Origin of the sequence: Aliivibrio sp. S4MY1 (assembly GCF_028765545.1) — a bacterium.
Lineage (GTDB): Bacteria > Pseudomonadota > Gammaproteobacteria > Enterobacterales > Vibrionaceae > Aliivibrio.
Genome location: NZ_JARACP010000008.1, coordinates 226,291 through 241,879, shown reverse-complemented (window position 1 = coordinate 241,879; position 15,589 = coordinate 226,291). Strand labels below are relative to the sequence as shown.

Genomic DNA, 15,589 nt, shown 5'->3' with positions numbered 1-15,589 from the left:
TACAATCAAGAAGAATAATGGTGGGGGGGGACGGATTCGAACCATCGAAGCTTTCGCGGCAGATTTACAGTCTGCTCCCTTTGGCCACTCGGGAACCCCCCCAACGAGGGATTTTTATACTTAACAAGAGTTTTCCCAACGACCTTGCCAAGTTCGGAGCGAATAATAGCAAACTTCGTTTTTCTGTAAAGTACTTTTCTTTGTTTTTTGGTTTGAATGATTGGTTTTTCGTCAAAAAGGGGTAAAAAGCACCATTTTTGAACAAATAATATAAAAAAGGGTCATATGGAAGTGATTGTTTTTACAGTTTATTGCACCATCTTTACATTCATTGACGAACAAAACCACTTTCACTTGGTAAACTAGAGCCAGTAAGTAATTTTAATAATTCAAATAATAAGTATCAATATGAATCAAACTAAGTCTATTACTCTTGCAGTTTTATTAGCATGCACTTTATCAACACCTTCTTATGCTAATAAATCAAGAGGAAATCAATCGGTTGCTGTTGTCTCTGAAGAAGTGGCAACACATGAAATATCCCAATCATTATCATTAATCGGAAAATTAGAATCTGCGGAGTCTGTGATCATCTCTCCTGAGGTTTCTGGAAAAATTGACCGAATCGCAGTTAAGGCAAATCAAGAAGTTAAAAAAGGTCAGCTTTTAATTCAGTTAAATGATGATAAAGCCAGTGCTGCAATTAAAGAGGCGCGAGCGTATTTGAATGATGAGAAACGTAAACTGAAAGAATTTCAACGTTTAGCGAAAAAGAACGCGATTACTCAAACGGAAATCGATGGCCAAAAAGCCAGTGTTGATATTGCGCAAGCTCGTTTAGAGGCAGCAAATGCGAATTTAGCTGATCTTCACATTTCTGCTCCTTTCTCTGGTACGGTCGGGTTTATTGATTTTAGTCGCGGTAAAATGGTCAATGCTGGGACTGAATTACTGACGTTAGATAACTTGTCTTTAATGCAGTTAGATTTACAAGTGCCAGAACGTTACCTTTCAATGTTATCAACGGGTATGACAGTCGATGCGACAAGTCAAGCATGGGGAAATACCGTATTTTCAGGAAAAGTCGTGGGTATTGATTCTCGTATTAATGCAGAAACCTTGAATTTACGTGTGCGTATTGAGTTCCCAAATAAAGATCTAAAGATGAAGCCCGGTATGCTAATGGCGGCAGAGTTGGATTTCCCTTCAATTAGTGCCCCAATCATTCCAGTACAAGCTTTAGAATATTCTGGTACAAAACGTTATGTGTACGTTATTGGTGATGATAATAAAGTAACACGTACTCAAGTTACGCTTGGTGCTCGTGTTGAAAACCGCGTCGTGATTGAATCTGGTTTAGAGATTGGTCAGGATATTGTGGTTCAAGGTCTAGTTAATATGCGTGAAGGGGTAACGGTTAAGTTGCTTGAACAAGAGACTCAACCTGCCGTTAAAGGACAATAATCATGTGGTTATCTGATACCTCTGTAAAAAGGCCGGTTGTTGCCATCGTTCTTAGCTTATTGTTGTGTGTATTTGGTGCGGTTTCTTTTAGTAAACTCGCTGTACGTGAAATGCCAGATATTGAAAGCCCAGTAGTATCTATTAGTACTCGTTATGAGGGAGCCTCTGCAACCATTATTGAAAGCCAGATAACAACAGTATTAGAAGATCAGCTTTCTGGTATTAGTGGCATTGATGAGATTGAATCTACAACACGTAACGGCATGTCTCGTATTACTATTACCTTTGATTTAGGTTACGACTTAAATACGGGGGTAAGTGATGTTCGTGATGCAGTGGCTCGTGCTCAACGAAGTTTGCCTGACGAAGCGGATGATCCGATTGTCTTTAAAAACAACGGTAGCGGAGAGGCGTCGCTTTATATCAATTTAAGTTCTAGTGTGATGGATAGAACAGAGTTAACTGACTATACCGAGCGTGTATTGGTTGACCGTTTTAGCTTGATCACCGGCGTGAGCTCAGTTGATATCTCAGGTGGGCTTTACAAAGTAATGTATGTGAAGCTACAGCCGGACTTGATGGCAGGGCGTGGAGTCACGGCATCCGATATTACTGCCGCATTGCGCTCAGAGAATATTGAAAGCCCAGGTGGTGAGGTGCGAAATGACGCTATTGTTATGTCGGTTCGAACTGAGCGCCTCTATAACCAAGCGGAAGACTTTAATTACCTTGTTGTCAAAACCGCCAGTGATGGCACGTCGATTTATTTAAAAGATGTCGCTGACGTGTTCATTGGTGCTGAAAATGAAAATTCGACCTTTAAAAGCGACGGTGTTGTTAACGTAAGTATGGGGATCGTTCCTCAGTCTGATGCGAATCCATTGGATGTGGCTAATTTAGTTCATGAAGAAGTAGCTAAAATTCAACAATTTTTACCTGAAGGCACTCGTTTAGCGATTGATTATGACTCTACCGTGTTTATTGACCGCTCGATTTCAGAGGTGTACAGCACACTCTTTATTACGGGTGGTCTCGTGATATTAGTGTTGTACATTTTTATTGGTCAGGCGCGAGCGACATTAATTCCTGCGGTGACCGTACCTGTTTCTTTAATATCATCGTTTATTGCCGCCTATTACTTTGGTTTTTCAATTAACTTAATTACCTTAATGGCACTGATCTTATCGATTGGTCTAGTGGTTGATGATGCCATTGTGGTCGTAGAGAACATTTTCCATCATCTAGAAAAAGGTGAGTCGCCATTATTAGCCGCCTATAAAGGCACTAGAGAAGTGGGCTTTGCCGTAATAGCAACAACCTTGGTTTTGGTCATGGTATTCTTGCCGATCTCATTTATGGATGGCATGGTGGGTCTCTTATTTACTGAGTTCTCTGTATTGCTTGCAATGTCAGTGTTGTTCTCATCATTGATAGCCTTGACACTGACCCCTGTACTAGGCAGTAAGATCTTAAAAGCTAATGTTAAACCGAATCGTTTTAACTTATTTGTTGATAGATTATTTTCAGGGCTTGAGCGTGGTTATCGTAAATCAGTATCTAAAGCCGTGGCGTGGCGTTTATTGGCTCCTGTGATTATCTTAGCGTGTATCGGTGGCAGTTACGGCTTGATGAAGCAGGTTCCTGCACAATTAACACCACAAGAAGACCGTGGTGTGCTGTTTGCCTTTGTTCGTGGTGCTGATGCGACCAGTTATAATCGAATGAGTGCGAACATGGATATTGTTGAAGAGAGACTGATGCCATTGTTGGGTAAAGGCTTTTTAAAATCATTCAGTATTCAATCGCCAGCGTTTGGTGGTCAAGCGGGTGACCAAACAGGCTTTGTTATCATGATCCTAGAGGATTGGGCAGACAGAGAGTTAACCGCTCAAGAAGGATTAGGTTTGATACGTAAAACCTTAGCGGATATCCCAGATGTTCGTGTATTTCCAATGATGCCAGGTTTCCGTGGTGGTTCAAGTGAGCCTGTGCAATTTGTACTTGGTGGCTCCGATTACAAAGAACTGCAAAAGTGGGGAGATATATTAAAAGCGGAAGCGAATAATAGTCCATTGATGGAAGGTGCAGACATTAACTATTCTGAAAAAACACCAGAGTTAGTTGTGTCGGTTGATCGCAACCGTGCTGCTGAGTTAGGCATTAAGATCTCTGATATTTCAGATACCCTTGAAATCATGCTTGGTGGTAAAAGTGAAACCACGTATGTGGATCGTGGTGAAGAATACGATGTGTATTTACGAGGCGATGAAAACAGTTTTAATAACGCAGCGGATCTGAGCCAAATTTACATGAGAACCGCTACGGGTGACTTAGTGACACTTGATACGGTAACGAAAATCAATGAGGTAGCATCTGCTATTCGTCTATCACATACCAATAAGCAGAAATCCATAACCTTAAGTGCCAATCTAAAAGATGGTGCGACATTAGGTGATGCTCTGGATTATCTGGATGCAAAAGCGATAGAAATGCTACCGAGTGATATTTCAGTGGCTTACACTGGTGAGTCAAAAGACTTTAAAGAAAACCAATCAAGTATTCTTGTTGTATTCGGGCTAGCATTACTTGTTGCGTATTTGGTACTTGCGGCACAATTTGAAAGCTTTATTAACCCAATGGTGGTGATGTTTACTGTTCCTATGGGTGTATTTGGTGGTTTCTTAGGGCTAGTGATAATGGGGCAAGGACTGAATATTTATAGCCAGATTGGTATGATCATGTTGATCGGAATGGTAACCAAAAACGGGATCTTGATTGTTGAGTTTGCGAACCAGTTGCGAGATAAAGGCATAGAGTTAGAGCAAGCGATTGTTGATGCCTCAGCGCGTCGTTTACGTCCTATTTTAATGACAGCCTTTACGACATTAGCTGGTGCGATTCCATTAATAATGTCTACAGGTGCAGGTTACGAAAGCCGAGTGGCAGTAGGTACGGTTATCTTCTTTGGTATGGCGTTTGCAACCTTGGTAACGTTATTTGTTATTCCTGCGATGTATCGCTTAATCTCAGGTAATACTAAGTCTCCAGGTCATATAGAAGCGTTATTAAATAAAGAATTAGATCATGATATTAAAGGGCGAATTTCGCATTAATATTGAAATGATAATTTGATAAAAAGAAAGGCCATTACTTAATGTTTAGTGATGGCCTTTTTATTTAAATCAAATACTTATGTAGATTGGTATTACCTAGATTAGATTTACTGGTTGTAACGTAAATCACTATAGCTTGGCATTTAAATCTGCCATTACTGCGTCTTTATTTTCTAAATACTCATTTAACCCATTTTTACGTAAGTCACATGATGGGCAATCACCGCATCCATCCCCAATCACACCGTTATAACAGGTTAGAGTTTGACTACGCACATAATCTAATTGGCCATATTTATCAGCAAGTGCCCAAGTTTCTGCTTTATTTAGCCACATAAGTGGAGTATCAATACGAAGTTTACGATCCATACCTAATACGAGAGATTGGTTAATTGATTTTACAAACTCATCTCGACAGTCAGGGTAGCCAGAGAAGTCAGTTTCACAAACACCAGTGATGACAGACTCAGCCCCTAATTGATATGCATAAATGCCAGCAAGTGTTAAGAACAGGATATTACGACCCGGGACAAAAGAGTTAGGTAGGCCATTTTCTTGCAGCTCATGAGAAACAGGGATATTGTCGCGAGTTAATGAGCTAACGGCAAGCTCATTAAGTAAACCAACATCCATCACCTTGTGAGAGGCTGCACCCAGTTCAAGCGCGACTTTTTTTGCTACTTCAATTTCTTGATTATGGCGTTGGCCGTAATCAAAAGTAATACAATGAACATTATCATATTGAGTAAGAGCTTGAATTAAACAGGTAGTGGAGTCTTGGCCACCACTAAAAACAACGATTGCTGTAGACATAATAGAATGAATCTCTGTAGGATTATTTAATTGTATTGTAATGAAAAAGCCATCGATGATCGATGGCTTTTATTGTTATTACCGATTGGCATTATCCTAGCGGGACGTTATTATTTTATTGGTTTTTATAATTGACCTGTTGTTTCAAAGCGAGCCAATTGTTCTAAACACGGTGTTAAATCACCGATATTATCAGCAACCCACTCGTCATTATAATACGTATCAAGGTATCGCTCACCACTATCACACAGTAGGGTAACGATAGATCCTTTTTCACCGCGTTGTTGCATTTCACAAGCAAGTTGCAGTGCGCCAAATAAGTTGGTTCCTGTAGAAGCTCCAGCTTTACGTCCAAGAATTCCTTCTAACCAACGAGCCGTTGCGACGCTTGCTACATCCGGAATAGTGCGCATTTCATCGATAACCCCGGGAATAAAGCTTGGCTCTACACGAGGTCGACCAATGCCTTCAATCTTACTGCCAGCCTCTAGTGTTAGTTCTTTATTTCCCGTTTTATAGAAGTCATGGAATACTGAGTTTTCAGGGTCCACAACGCATAATTTAGTGTTGTATTTTTGGTAACGAATAAAACGGCCAATGGTTGCAGATGTGCCGCCTGTTCCTGGATTCATTACAACCCACGTTGGCTCAGGATGATCTTCTAATTGCATTTGACGAAAAATGCTATCTGCAATGTTGTTATTTCCGCGCCAGTCTGTTGCACGTTCTGCGTAAGTAAATTGATCCATATAATGGCCATCTAACTCTTCAGCAAGACGACGAGACTCAGCATAAATCTCATCAGAACGTTCTACAAAGTGAGGTTCACCACCATAGAATTTAATCATCTCAATCTTCTTACTTGCCGTTTTACGAGGGACTACAGCAATGAATGGCAATCCAAGTAGGCGAGCAAAGTAGGCTTCAGATACCGCGGTGCTGCCCGATGATGATTCAATTATTGGGGTGTTTGGACCAATCCAGCCATTAGAAATAGCATAAAGAAAAAGAGAGCGAGCTAAACGGTGCTTGAGAGAGCCTGTTGGATGTGTGCTCTCATCTTTTAGATATAAGTCGATGCCATCAAGCATAGGCAAATCAAGTTTAATTAGGTGTGTATCAGCAGAGCGTTGGTAGTCTGCTTCAATTTTACGAATAGCGTTGTTAATCCAATCATGATCTGTACACATAATGCTTTCCTTAATATTCTCAATGCAAATAGTAGCGATGTGATTAATTTACCTCTGTATGTTGAGAAAAACTTTGCTATATTTACTTCATTACAGCTATAAAAGAGAAAATTTTTCTATTGTGAGGTTTTTATGGGAAAGCATGAGCTAGATAAGGTGGATACGACCTTACTTTCATTACTGCAAAAAGACAGCACTATCTCATTACATGATTTAGCCGAGGCCGTAAATTTAACCACGACACCTTGCTGGAAACGATTAAAAAGGCTGGAAGAAGAAGGGGTAATAGAAAAGAAAGTGGCTTTGCTTAATCCAGAAAAATTAGGGTTAAGTTTTAATGCCTTTGTTTTGATTAAAACCTCAAATCACTCACAAGAATGGTACAACAAATTTGTTGATACGGTTTCTGATTTTCCTGAAGTGATGGAATTTTATCGAATGGCAGGTGAGTATGATTACATGATGAAGGTGCTATCAGAAGACATGAAGGCTTTTGATGGTTTTTATAAGAAGCTGGTGAATAGTGTTGATGGAATTTCAAATGTCACCAGTACATTTGCGATGGAGCCTCTAAAATATACAACAGAGCTACCATTATAGATTTCCAGTAATTAGATTGCTTTTAGCAGCAGGTCAGGAGTAATACCAGACCTGCGCTATTTAAGCTGAGTGTTATTTGTTCTTCATTCTCATCACGCCTTCTTGCATTGCAGACGCCACAAGCTCACCTTTCTGATTAAATATCTCCCCACGAACTAAGCCTCGAGAGCCGCTCGCATTGGTGCTTTCAATAGAGTAAAGCAACCACTCATCCATTTTAAATGGGCGGTGGAACCACATTGAGTGATCAATCGTAGCAACTTGGAAATTTGGCGTTAATAAGCTGACTTCATGTGGGTGTAATGCTGTTGGCAAAAATCCCCAATCAGAAGCGTAAGCTAATAAATATTGATGAATTAATTGGTTATCTGGCAAATCGCCGTTTGCTTTGATCCATAAATGCTGTGTTGGTGCTGCTTTTTTAGGTGCTAATGGATTAACGATATTAACAGGACGAACTTCAATCGGTTTTTCGCCACAAAATATTTTCTGAACCGCTGGCGGAAGTACGTGCTTAATGGCTTCTGCTAATTGCGTTTCTGAAGCAAAGTTTTCAGGGCCAGCAATGTCAGGCATTGATGATTGGTGTTCAAAACCAGGTTCATCACCATGATAAGAAGCAGTTAAATAGAAAATGGGGCGGCCATTTTGAATGGCTTTAACACGACGAGTACTAAAGCTTCGACCATCTCTTAGATTTTCAACATCATAAATGATCGCTTTTTCTGGGTCGCCAGGGTGAAGAAAGTAGCTATGAAAAGAGTGCACCGTTCTTGCGTTATCTACGGTATAACGAGCAGCTGAAAGTGCTTGCCCAATCACTTGCCCACCATAAACTTGCGGTAAACCGAGGTTTTCACTTTGACCTCTGAATAAACCTTGTTCTAATTGTTCGAGCTGTAAGAGGGTCAATAATTCATTTAATGCTTTATTCATTTCTTTGCCTTAATACCAGTAACGTAATTATTCTATTGTGAGGTAGATTCAGTTTGAGTTCAATAAGTTAAACAAGATGTTAACTTGGTCAGAATAACATCAGAACCATGTGATTTTACGGTCGTTGAGTTAGTTTTCTGTCAAAGATAGAGTTGATGAGAAGACAGTTTAATATATTAGGTTTATATTAATGCTGTTTTTATCAAAATATATAACAAAGAGAGAATAAAATGAAAAAATCATTATTGGTGGCGTTATCGGTAGCTACAGGGATTACAATGGTTGGCTGTAATTCAACCGATAAATCTGAAAAAGAAACGGTAAAACAAGAAGTGGTAGTTCAAGAGGAAGTAACTCAAATAGATGCTGCAAATACTGACGTAATTGAAATGGCTGAAACACAAGTAGTCACGGGTAGTGTTGGTTACCGTGAGCGTATTGCATTACCTACAAATGCGGTAATTACGGTTACATTAGAAGACATATCACTAGCTGATGCGCCATCTAAAACGATTACCGAGCAAACTTTTGAAGCAGCAGATAAGTCATCGCCATTTGATTATTCTTTAGAGTTTGATACGGCAGATATTCAAGCAAATCATCGCTATTCTGTACGTGCAACAATCAAAGTGGATGGTAAATTACGTTTCACAACAGATACGAACTACGCCGTTATTACTGATGAAGCAAAAACGATGCAACAAGACTTAATGCTAAAAGGCGTTCGTCAATAATATCGAAAAATAGTATATAAAATAAGTAGTTGTGTTTTAAGGCATAACTACTTGTTTAAAGTTTGAAACACTCCCATTTTCTTTTATTAATATATCTTCCTCTTCAAGTAATTGCTTCTGTTTTTCAAATCTCCCACCTTGTAGTGATATCTTTCCTTGAGCATTAACAACTCGATGCCATGGTAATAGCGTCTCTTTTGGCAGTTGTGATAATACTTTTCCTACGTGCCTAGAATGATTAGGAAAGCCTGCCAATGTTGCAAGTTCCCCATAAGTAATCACTCGGCCCTTTGGTACATAATATAGATTTGTATAAATACTTTGAGTAAATTCGTCCATTGAAATGAATACCTTAATGTGTGCCAATCCAGATAAGTAATATCTTAGAAAAGTGAGGTGAGTCAGTGATAAAGCTAACTATTACCGCTAAACTGAAATAATAACAAAGTAAACCGCTTGATACCAAGGAGGGGAGAAGATGGTTTTGACTGTATTATCTATTATATTAAGCATCATACTTGTCGTTATTGGTGTATTAGCGTTTGGGGTTAGTGAAGGTGAGCTTCCTTTATTAGCTTTGGCTATTCCAATGTTGTGGTTGATTCCTCAGGGTGGTGTGGCTACTTGGGTGTTAGTGAGTGGTATTTCGCTATTTGGTTGGACGCTAAGTGAGCAACCTTTATCGTTATCTATCTCTGTTTGGACTCTATTTCCATTGCTGATGGTGATATTTTCACGACGTAAAAGTATCCATTTAATTGCTTTTATCATTGCGGTAGTGGTAGCGATGGAGGCTGGAATAATGGCATTACAGTATGAAGGTAAGTTAGAAGGGGCTGCGTCTTTAACATTGATTCAAATTATCAGTGTTATTTTAGTGTGGATAGCTGCGAGAAGTTGGAAACCTGTGAATCGAAATGCGTGGTGGCCTTTGGTTCTGGTCGTTCCATTATGGATAGGTGGTTTGCAACATGCGGCACTGGTTGCCCTTTCTATTACCGGTCTTATTGTGTGTTTACAGAGTGTTGGCACCTCAAAGTATCGTGATTGGCTCACTATGCTGTCATGGCTTTTACCGGTTATAGCATTTGCTACCTTAATTATTTCACCTAAGTTCGAGGTACCTACTTCTGTGATGATCTCGTGGTTGATGATTTTAATGATTGGTTGGATAACTGATTTTATGATGCAGGTAGATGATGAACCAACAGATTAGGTCCATCATCTATTTAGAAGTAAAACTGATGATAACAGTGAGTTGTTTTACAGTTGCTTTCTTAATTCATCTCTGGTTGCTGATGAAATAACAGACCAGTGAGTACCTTTTATAGCACCTTCAAGAGACCAAAGTAATTCATCGCTCACACTGATAGAATGCGTTTGTTGAATTGCTTTGTATGCGTTAACTGACCCTGTATCACGAAGTTCTTCAACAGTATTAATTCCTGCCTTTTTAAGCATTCTTTCTGTTGCTAATCGTAAATTTGGTAGGTCTTTAATTCGAGATGGACCTTCTGATTTTTGTTTTTCTTTATCTTTTTTAGCGACATCTAGAGCGATAACCGCTTGTAATAAGATTGAATCAGGTTCTTCCCAACATTCTGCTGAAATTGCAAAATATTTGGTCACGACAGGAAAACCACGTTTTTTATAAACGTATGGTTCAAATCCTTGTTCTTTAAATAAGTTGATAGTGTCATCACTTGCTCTTAAATGCAGCTTATCTTGAACGACAAGTGCGAACATAGTGCTATCGATGAATATACCGAAACCACCAAACATAGAACGTGAAGTGATCTTTCCTAGAGATGAGAGGAGACGGAGTGATTCTTTTAGTACTGGTTTATCCATTGCAATAATTCTCGGTTAGTAAGTCTATGTCACTAAACAACTGAGCCCGAGGAAATAGTAGCAAGTTCAAAATATAGTATTGTTATTTTAAAGTAAAAATTAACAATACATAAAAGAATACTTGCCATCGGCAACCCCGCTACCTTATATAAAACTTAGGCCGGAAGCTTTGCGTCCTGCACTTTCGCACAGTTTGCCCTGTTCGTGACTTTGGATGATGATATAGCAATCAATAAGTCAAGAGACCAAAAAAAACCAAAAAGTGTGATCTTGCTCCATAAAATTAACGTCATTTTTGTTAAGTTGGTTCAACTTTCCCTAGGGAATGGCGTTGATTGTTCTTGTTTTGTAAATTTAAACGTTATTATTTAGTCTTATCAAAAACACTATTTCGAGACACTACTTCAGGCTGCATTTCAAAAATACGACGCTCGTGATGCTTATCTTTTATACGCTCTAATAAAATTTCAACCGCAGTTTTTCCGACTCTTCGCTTAGGCTGATGAATTGTTGTTAGTGGTGGAGAGAAATAAGCAGATAATTCAATATTATCGTATCCAATTACTGATATGTCTTCAGGTACTCGCAAACCAGCCTGCTTAATTCGGCTAATAGCCGCTAATGCCATAATGTCATTGAAACAGAATATAGCCGTTGGCTGTTTGTCCATTGCGATTAGTTTATCTATAGCTTTAGATGCAGAAGCACATTCAAAATCACCTTCTAAAATCCAATTTGGATTAAAGGGTAATCCTGCTTCTTCATGCGCACGTTTAAAGCCATGGATTCGCTCATTACATGTAGCTTTATCTGCTTGACCCGTAATACATGCAATTTCAGTATGACCTTTTTCAATTAAATGTTTAGTCGCTAAGTAGCCACCTTTTTCTGAATTATCAATGATTTTATCTGTGTGCGGGCTGTCTGGGCCCCAGTCCATGATAACCATAGGTAGTTCGGTGTTTTTTTCAAGAAGAGCAAGAAGTTGCTCATTAAGATCAGAACACATAACAAGTAAGCCATCTACTCGTTTCTCTGCCAACATACGGATGTAATGTTTTTGCTTTTCTAGATCACCTTCGGTATTACACATAAATAATGTGTAGCCTTGTTTGTAACAGTAATTTTCAACACCATGCATTACTTCTGCAAAAAAAGGGTTGAATGATTGCGTGACTAGCATACCGATAGTTCGTGTTGTGTTGCATTTTAAACTACGAGCTACGGCACTTGGTGCGTAATTTAATTCGTCGACAGCTTCCCACACACGTTTTTGTGTTGCTTCAGCGACGAAGCGAGTTTTATTTATTACGTGAGATACGGTTGTTGTTGATACCGCTGCTAGTTTTGCAACATCTTTAATTGTAGCCATATTTAAGCCTTAATATAGTAAAAATAAGGGGCTATTTATGTTCCAACAAAATAGGTGTTGCTCTTTTAAAGAACTGATGGAAGATAAATAGGCCCTGATAAATGAAAAAAACCGCTAAAAATGCGGCTTTTATTTAATGTTTTAATTTTATCGTTTGCGTACACATATTATAGGTAAAGTATAGTGCAAACAATTATTGATTTCATAAATTCTAGTTGTAATCTGATTTACATCACGTACTTGTTAATTTATATCATCAAAATGAGTGACTCAATTACTCACCAGTAAGGAATGCTGCATCTAACTGTAAGAAAGTCACTAATAAATGTGTAACAGCTGCGTAGAAGCCGAAGCCATCACGCTCTTGGCAGATTTGACTAAAGCGTGGTGTCCATGACAAGAGTTGCTCATTAATGAAGTTTAATTGAGCGTCCATGTAAGCTTCAAATTCTTCTTCAGAAGCTTGTTGGTTTGTCATTACGATTAAATTACCAAGAAAATCAAGTTCAATGGCAATGTGATCGGCTGGCTCATTAAATTCAGCTTTTTGTGCTATGTTATATTTCTCTAATAGTGCACGCATTTCTTGTGCTGGTTTTGCATTCAAAAGACCTGATTTATCAAGGTATAGTGATGCATAAGGTAGAGCACTGCTTTTATCTGAACCTAAAAAAGCTTGGCAAAAGTCAGCAGAAAGTTCAAGTTGAGCGTCTTCACGTTTTTGTAATTGATTTAACTTTTCAATTAGAGCGCTCACTGAGCTAGATAATTCTGCGGTTTCAGCTAAGTTTGATAAAAATGTACGAACTTCAAAACTATTGTATTCTTCTAATTGTTCTGCGGTTAATTCGCTTGTTAATAAACTTGATAACCACCAGTAAATTTCAGCGCGTTGTTCGTTAAATGCAGTCAATTCGTTCATGTATTAGTCACTCCAAAAAATTTATATAGGAATTGTACTGGATAAGTGTGAAAAGGAATAGCACCTATCATTAACAGCGTGTATAAATATATATGTAAAGATTAAAGCCGGATTTTGGTTAAGATTTGTTTTGAATCAAACAAATTACAGATATATCAACTGAAAATTGGCATTATTACAAAATATGAATAGAATAAGATAAGAACCATCCAAATAACCATAAAAAGAGAAAATTATGAGCTATCACATTTTAGTTGTTGAAGACGAAGTGGTAACTCGCTCTAAACTTGTAGGCTATTTTGAAGCCGAGGGATATCAAGTGAGCGAGGCTGAAACAGGTGCAGAAATGCGAACTATTTTGGCTGAACAAAAAGTTGATTTAATTATGCTTGATATAAACCTACCAGGAGAGGATGGTTTATTGTTGGCACGCGAACTGCGTAGCCAATCTAATATTGGTATTATTCTTGTTACAGGACGAACTGATAGTATTGATCGAATCGTAGGCTTGGAAATGGGTGCGGATGATTACGTTACGAAACCTGTTGAGCTACGTGAACTTTTAGTTCGAGTTAAAAACTTATTTTGGCGTATGTCATTAGCTAATGAACCGGCAGAGTTAGATGAATCAAATGTAGTTCGTTTTGGCGAGTGGACATTTGATATTCAACGTCGAGCATTATCAAATAATGGTGAACCAGTAAAATTAACAAAAGCAGAATATGAGTTGTTAGTTGCGCTGTCGTCATATCCTAATACGGTTCTATCACGTGAGCGTATCTTGAATATGATCAGTCATCGAGTAGATGCGCCAAATGACAGAACCATTGATGTATTGATTCGTAGAATGCGTGCGAAAATGGAAATGGACCCTAAAAATCCACAAATTTTTGTTACTGTTCATGGCGAAGGGTACATGTTCGCAGGGGATTAATTTCTCCTAAGTTATTTTTATTTTATTAAAAGCCACTCAGGATTTGAGTGGCTTTTTTGTTGCCTATCTTAGTTGCCTATATTGGTTGTCAATATTATTAGTGACTCATCTATAAGAAAAGCTGATTAAAAGTGCTTTTTATAATAAAATAAGCTTAGAGTGCTTGCGCTTGTCTATTCAAACATAATTATTAATAGGTTTAGGATGAAACAATATTTCAAAGTGGCAGTGATTGCCTCAGCATTAGTTGGTGTGGTGGGTTGTCAAAGTACTGGTGGAGAAACTTCTGCAGCCTCGGTAGAACAGAATGTAAATATGCCATCAATAGCAACATTTGATGCACTTCAGAAGCAATATTCAGTGGATAAAACGACGTTTGATTCAGTCTCTGAATTCCAAATTTATTCAGAGTCTACTTATGCCTCTATGATGGATGAGTGGCTAGAAGCGAAAGAGATCTTCTTAGAAATTGAAAAAGAGCCAGGTTTAATTAATGAAGAGTACTCAATGTTCTCTTCTGGTTCTTATGCGGCTAAATATATGTCGTTAGTGACAAATGCGAATGCACAATTTAATAAACTAAAAAGCTACAAAGAAAATGCAGATATCGTGCTATCTGATGCAATAGCACAGATGGCTTATATCAATTCAATTGATGTGCAACGCTATTACTCTCAGGAGTTTGCTAACCTAAATAACCAATACAAAGCTTTATTTGTTACGGTTATCGAAGATGATATTGCTGAAGCACAAACAGAACAGGCTTCTTTCCTGACTAAAGCTAAAGTAACGGAAATCAAAACGACACTGAAAATTCATGTTGAGCCATTAGAAAAAGAGTTTTCAATATTATCAAGTAAAGGTTTTAAAGCCATTGCACCCATTAGCTATGGGCAAACAAAAGCAGAATTAGACAAAACAAAAAAAGCGGTTCAAGCGAACAATCGTGATCAGGCACTGGTTGCTGATGTAGTTGCTAAAACACGTTTTCAGATTGATCATTTAAAAAATATGGCAGCTGAAGTTAAGTTATTGAAAGCAGTTAAAAATGGCCAATTTGAGCAAACCGTTTTAGAGTTTGAGAATAAATTACTTTCTGTATCTCAAGCGATTAACGGTGATGATTACCGTAATCAACCATTGAGAATTCAAACAGAATCCATTCTGGCTGATGTGCAACAAATGCATGAAAAAAATAATACCGCTGATCTGGAAGCAAAAATTAAAGATCTAAATGTTCAAATTAAGACTTTAGAAGTTACCGTTGAGAAGCAAACTAATGACCGTGCTGATGTTCAAAAGCAAGTGCTTGTATTAACTCAACAATTAGAGCGTAATGATAATCTAATTAACAACTTAAATTCAGTTATTGCCTCTTATAAAGAAAAGGAAGTAGCGGAAAAAGCAGCAGAAGAATCATTATCTTCTTCTGAAGAGCCGACCACAGTAGAAGATACGGCAGCGATTGCTGAACCAACTAATACTAAAGAGGCTGAAACTCAAGAGAGTAAAGAAGTGGTAGCTGAAACTGTTGAAGCAGAAGTATCATCAACTGATGCTGTAAATGTTGACGCTGAGTCAATACCAGTTGAGAGTACAACAGTGTCTGCACCGGCAGAAGAAATTAAGGTAGAAACAGAGATCAAATAATATTAACACT

The 15,589-nt window shown here is 38.3% G+C and carries 14 protein-coding genes, 1 tRNA gene and 1 riboswitch; of the genes, 7 read left to right on the top strand and 8 right to left on the bottom strand.

All coding sequences use genetic code 11. The features are described 5' to 3' along the window. Positions 1-18: 18 nt before the first annotated feature. Positions 19-102 (bottom strand) — tRNA-Tyr (locus tag PVK71_RS11270). Positions 103-408: 306 nt separating this feature from the next. On the opposite strand from PVK71_RS11270, the gene PVK71_RS11265 reads away from it, so the two are divergent. Together PVK71_RS11265 and vexH are read left to right on the top strand one after the other, a co-directional pair. Then, the gene (locus tag PVK71_RS11265) at positions 409-1,464 is read left to right on the top strand and encodes an efflux RND transporter periplasmic adaptor subunit (protein ID WP_274418561.1); all 1,056 of its coding nucleotides are present in this window, start codon (positions 409-411) and stop codon (positions 1,462-1,464) included. 2 nt (positions 1,465-1,466) lie between these two features. Then, positions 1,467-4,577, top strand: a complete 3,111-nt coding sequence (gene vexH / locus PVK71_RS11260; RefSeq protein WP_274418560.1) for a vibriobactin export RND transporter permease subunit VexH — start codon at positions 1,467-1,469, stop codon at positions 4,575-4,577. 129 nt (positions 4,578-4,706) lie between these two features. On the opposite strand, the gene queC is transcribed toward vexH, so the two are convergent. Further along, complete coding sequence (gene queC / locus PVK71_RS11255; protein ID WP_274418559.1) at positions 4,707-5,390, bottom strand: 7-cyano-7-deazaguanine synthase QueC; 684 nt, start codon at positions 5,388-5,390, stop codon at positions 4,707-4,709. A 125-nt stretch (positions 5,391-5,515) separates the two neighbouring features. Then, positions 5,516-6,580, bottom strand: coding sequence for a PLP-dependent cysteine synthase family protein (locus PVK71_RS11250; protein ID WP_274418557.1), 1,065 nt, complete (start codon positions 6,578-6,580; stop codon positions 5,516-5,518). A gap of 132 nt (positions 6,581-6,712) precedes the next feature. Here PVK71_RS11250 and PVK71_RS11245 point away from each other — a divergent pair, with 132 nt between their 5' ends. Further along, positions 6,713-7,180, top strand: coding sequence for an Lrp/AsnC family transcriptional regulator (locus tag PVK71_RS11245; protein ID WP_130045563.1), 468 nt, complete (start codon positions 6,713-6,715; stop codon positions 7,178-7,180). Between the two features lie 72 nt (positions 7,181-7,252). On the opposite strand, the gene tesB is transcribed toward PVK71_RS11245, so the two are convergent. Then, the gene (tesB, locus tag PVK71_RS11240) at positions 7,253-8,116 is read right to left on the bottom strand and encodes an acyl-CoA thioesterase II (RefSeq protein WP_274418554.1); all 864 of its coding nucleotides are present in this window, start codon (positions 8,114-8,116) and stop codon (positions 7,253-7,255) included. 230 nt (positions 8,117-8,346) lie between these two features. Here tesB and PVK71_RS11235 point away from each other — a divergent pair, with 230 nt between their 5' ends. After that, positions 8,347-8,850 (top strand): YbaY family lipoprotein, encoded by a 504-nt coding sequence (locus tag PVK71_RS11235; RefSeq protein WP_274418552.1) that lies wholly within the window; start codon positions 8,347-8,349, stop codon positions 8,848-8,850. Positions 8,851-8,886: 36 nt separating this feature from the next. On the opposite strand, the gene PVK71_RS11230 is transcribed toward PVK71_RS11235, so the two are convergent. Continuing rightward, positions 8,887-9,189: an MGMT family protein gene (locus PVK71_RS11230; RefSeq protein WP_274418551.1), complete on the bottom strand. Its 303-nt coding sequence runs from the start codon at positions 9,187-9,189 to the stop codon at positions 8,887-8,889. A gap of 139 nt (positions 9,190-9,328) precedes the next feature. Here PVK71_RS11230 and PVK71_RS11225 point away from each other — a divergent pair, with 139 nt between their 5' ends. Further along, positions 9,329-10,066, top strand: a complete 738-nt coding sequence (locus PVK71_RS11225; RefSeq protein WP_274418549.1) for a hypothetical protein — start codon at positions 9,329-9,331, stop codon at positions 10,064-10,066. Positions 10,067-10,113: 47 nt separating this feature from the next. Here the strand turns inward: PVK71_RS11225 and PVK71_RS11220 are convergent, their stop codons facing one another. The 3 genes from PVK71_RS11220 to torD form a co-directional block, all read right to left on the bottom strand. Beyond that, a complete protein-coding gene (locus PVK71_RS11220; protein ID WP_274418547.1) occupies positions 10,114-10,701 on the bottom strand; it encodes a TfoX/Sxy family DNA transformation protein in 588 nt (195 codons plus the stop codon). A gap of 126 nt (positions 10,702-10,827) precedes the next feature. Continuing rightward, positions 10,828-10,909: riboswitch (cyclic di-GMP riboswitch) on the bottom strand. Between the two features lie 156 nt (positions 10,910-11,065). After that, complete coding sequence (gene purR, locus PVK71_RS11215) at positions 11,066-12,073, bottom strand: HTH-type transcriptional repressor PurR (RefSeq protein ID WP_274418546.1); 1,008 nt, start codon at positions 12,071-12,073, stop codon at positions 11,066-11,068. A gap of 274 nt (positions 12,074-12,347) precedes the next feature. Continuing rightward, positions 12,348-12,995, bottom strand: coding sequence for a molecular chaperone TorD (gene torD / locus PVK71_RS11210; RefSeq protein WP_274418543.1), 648 nt, complete (start codon positions 12,993-12,995; stop codon positions 12,348-12,350). Between the two features lie 235 nt (positions 12,996-13,230). Here torD and torR point away from each other — a divergent pair, with 235 nt between their 5' ends. Next, complete coding sequence (gene torR, locus PVK71_RS11205) at positions 13,231-13,929, top strand: two-component system response regulator TorR (RefSeq protein WP_130045571.1); 699 nt, start codon at positions 13,231-13,233, stop codon at positions 13,927-13,929. Positions 13,930-14,133: 204 nt separating this feature from the next. Continuing rightward, on the top strand, positions 14,134-15,579 hold the full coding sequence (locus tag PVK71_RS11200) for a hypothetical protein (protein WP_274418542.1): 1,446 nt from the start codon (positions 14,134-14,136) through the stop codon (positions 15,577-15,579). Positions 15,580-15,589: the final 10 nt, after the last annotated feature.